Consider the following 2898-nt stretch of genomic DNA (forward strand, 5'->3'; position numbering starts at 1 on the left):
GCGGCCCGGGCAGCTCCCGCCGGTGGTCGACCTGGAGAAGATCCGCGGCCGGTGCCCGGCCGGGGTGAACAACACCCTGAGGTTGATCCCCCGGAGTGGACACCGGGTTTCATGCGGCGAGTGACAGAGTACGTGATGTGGTCATTCGTCGTTCGAACTCGACCGGTGTGAGGTAGCCGAGCGCGGAGTGCCGGCGGCGTCGGTTGTAGTACGACATCCAGCGGAACAGTTCCAGGCGGGCCTGTGCCTTCGACGTCCAGCGCCGTCCGTGCAGCAGTTCCCGCTTGAGGCCCTGGAAGAACGACTCGGCGAGGGCATTGTCATGGCTGGACCCGACGCGTCCCATGCTGCGGCGGATGCCGTGTCGGCGGCAGGCATCGGCGAAGGCCCGGCTCACGTACTGGGCGCCCCTGTCCGTGTGGAAGGCGACGCCGTCCACCTGGCCGCCGCGGACGGCCACGGCCATCTCGATAGCGTCGGTGCCCAGAGACGCACGCATGTGGTCGGCGATCGACCAGCCCACGACCCGGCGCGAGCAGATGTCGATCACCGTGGCCAGATACAGCCACGTCGAACCAACGGGTATGTAGGTGATGTCACCGCACCACTTCGTGTTCAGCCTGTCAGCGGTGAAGTCGCGCATCAGCAGGTCCGGCGCTGGCGCGGCCGTCTTGTCCGCGATCGTCGTTCGCCTGGTGCGGCGCAAGTGGCGCCCGATGATGTGGTGGACGCGCATCAGCCGTGTCACGCGTTTCCGGTTGATCTTCCGTCCCCGGGCCCTCAACTCGGCGTGGACACCGGGGCACCGTAGGCGCCCCGGTGCTCGGCGTGGATGGCACGGATCTCGGCGACCGCTGCCGCCTCGTGGGCCTGGCGCTCGACGCGGACCGCTTCGGTGGCCTGGTGCCGGTAGTAGCCGGAGCGGGAGACCCCCAGGACCCGGCACAGCCGCTTGACGCCGAAGTCGGCGCGGTTCTTGGAGATGAAGTCCCAGCGGCGGGTCTTCACTTCACCGCCGAGTAGCCGGAGGGGATTTCACCCTCCGGCCCTCACAGAACGGAGCGTGACGATCTCTCGTCACTCCGCTCTTGTCGTCCTGATCGTCAGACCAGCACGGCACTCACAGTCGGAGTGATACGCCAGTGCGCGAACATGCGGGGGTATCGCCGGGCGATCTCCTGCATTTTCGCCAGCGCCTTCTGCTTGGCCGCGAGCCGTTTGTACTTCTTGCGGATCCAACGCACCAGGTAGGAGTTGATGCGTGTCACGAAGGAGGTCAACTCCCAGGGCCTGAAACGGCCGTAGTAGTTGATCCAGCCCGCCACGACAGGGTTGATCCTTCGGGCGAGCTCTTGGAAGGTCAGATCGGTGCGGGTGTGCAGATGCCATCTCCGCACTTCCCGGCCCATCTTCTTGAGAGCTTCCTTGCTGACCGCCGGGTCAAACGCCAGGAACTGGTTCCCGTGCCGACTCCGGTTCACCCTGGCGCGGAAGGTGTATCCCAGGAACGTGAACGCCGTCTGCCCGTAAGAGCGTTGGCGATGCCCGTCCCGGCAGTACACGATCCGGGTCTTGGCCGGGTGCAGGCGCAGCCCGACCTCGGCCATCCTGTCCGTGAGCGCGGCCAGCACCTGGCGGGCCTGGCGCTCGGTGACGCAGTGCAGTACCGCATCGTCCGCGTAGCGTTCGAATAAGACGGACGGGAACTCCCGGGCCATCCAGGTGTCGAACGCGTGGTGCAGGAACAGGTTCGCCAGGACGGGAGACACGGGAGCCCCTTGCGGGGTTCCGCGATCCCGTTCCAGCAGAGAGCCGTCGGGCATCTGGAGCGGGGCGGCCAGCCACCTCCGCACATACAAGTTCACCCAAACGGCGTCGGTATGCGCTTCCACCGCCTTGACCAGTAGGCCCCAGGGCACGCTGTCGAAGAACTTGGTGATGTCGAACTCGACCACCCAGTCCCGTTTCCAACAGCGTTCCCGGCACTTCTCCACCGCGTCCAAGGCAGACCGTCCAGGCCGGTATCCAAAGCTGTCGGGATGGAAAATTGGCTCCACCCTCCGCATGAGATGCCGGGCCACGACGGTCTGAGCCACACGATCGGCGACGGCGGGAATGCCGAGCATTCTTTCACCACCTCCCTGTGGCTTGGGAATTGCCACCGCGCGCACCGGAGGCGGGAAGTACGAGCCTGACGACATTCTGTTCCAGACCTTGTAGAGGTTGTTCCTCAGATCCTTCTCGAAGTCGGCAATGCTCTGCCCGTCCACTCCAGGCGCTCCCCTATTCGCTCTGACTTCCTCCCATGCCTCCTTGACTTCCCACTTTGAGATCTCAAACGGCTTAGTCTGCGACTTCAACTGGTCCACCGAACTCCTCCCGGACACCGCCCGGTTGATGCGATCAACACAGTCACGAACGACCCGGCCCCTTCGCTCCACCCCCATTACAGGGGCTTCACCACTACTACGAGCCGGTCCGCCGGCACGCCCCGCATCGGTACTCAGCCCCTCGCAGTGTCCGCTGCTTGAGGCGCTCCCTCTCGCCGCCACTGCACGGCGGGCAGTATCGGGGCTTGCCTTCTCCTGTTCCATGCGGAAGCCGCAGACCGGGCTCACGTCGCCTGCATGCCGGACACCACCTGGCCAATAGACGGGCTCCCGCCAGGCTCATCCCGGAGTTCAGGGAACACCCCGGTTTTGATGTCGTCTGTTTTCGTTTCGACACGTCAGCAGCGATTCACTTGCGTTCGTCTTCCCCGTCCCCACCTGACGCCTCTTACGGCGCCTTTTCCTCATCGCTCACCACGACAGTCTTCGGCTACTGAGGTTGAACTCGTGGTGTCGTAGGGGCTGACGGCTCGTTGCCTGTGCGGTATCACCGGTGCATGCGATATCC

Annotated in this window: 1 protein-coding gene and 1 pseudogene; both read right to left on the reverse strand. The window is 64.9% G+C overall.

Going from position 1 to position 2898, the window contains the following annotated elements:
• Positions 1–109 precede the first annotated feature (109 nt).
• Positions 110–1017 (reverse strand): annotated as a pseudogene (locus IE107_RS34280) (IS3 family transposase); the annotation flags it as partial.
• Between the two features lie 86 nt (positions 1018–1103).
• The gene (gene ltrA, locus IE107_RS34285; protein WP_308434286.1) at positions 1104–2387 is read right to left on the reverse strand and encodes a group II intron reverse transcriptase/maturase; all 1284 of its coding nucleotides are present in this window, start codon (positions 2385–2387) and stop codon (positions 1104–1106) included.
• Positions 2388–2898 lie beyond the last annotated feature (511 nt).

Origin of the sequence: Streptomyces gelaticus (genome assembly GCF_014649535.1) — a bacterium.
Taxonomy (GTDB): Bacteria; Actinomycetota; Actinomycetes; order Streptomycetales; family Streptomycetaceae; genus Streptomyces; species Streptomyces gelaticus.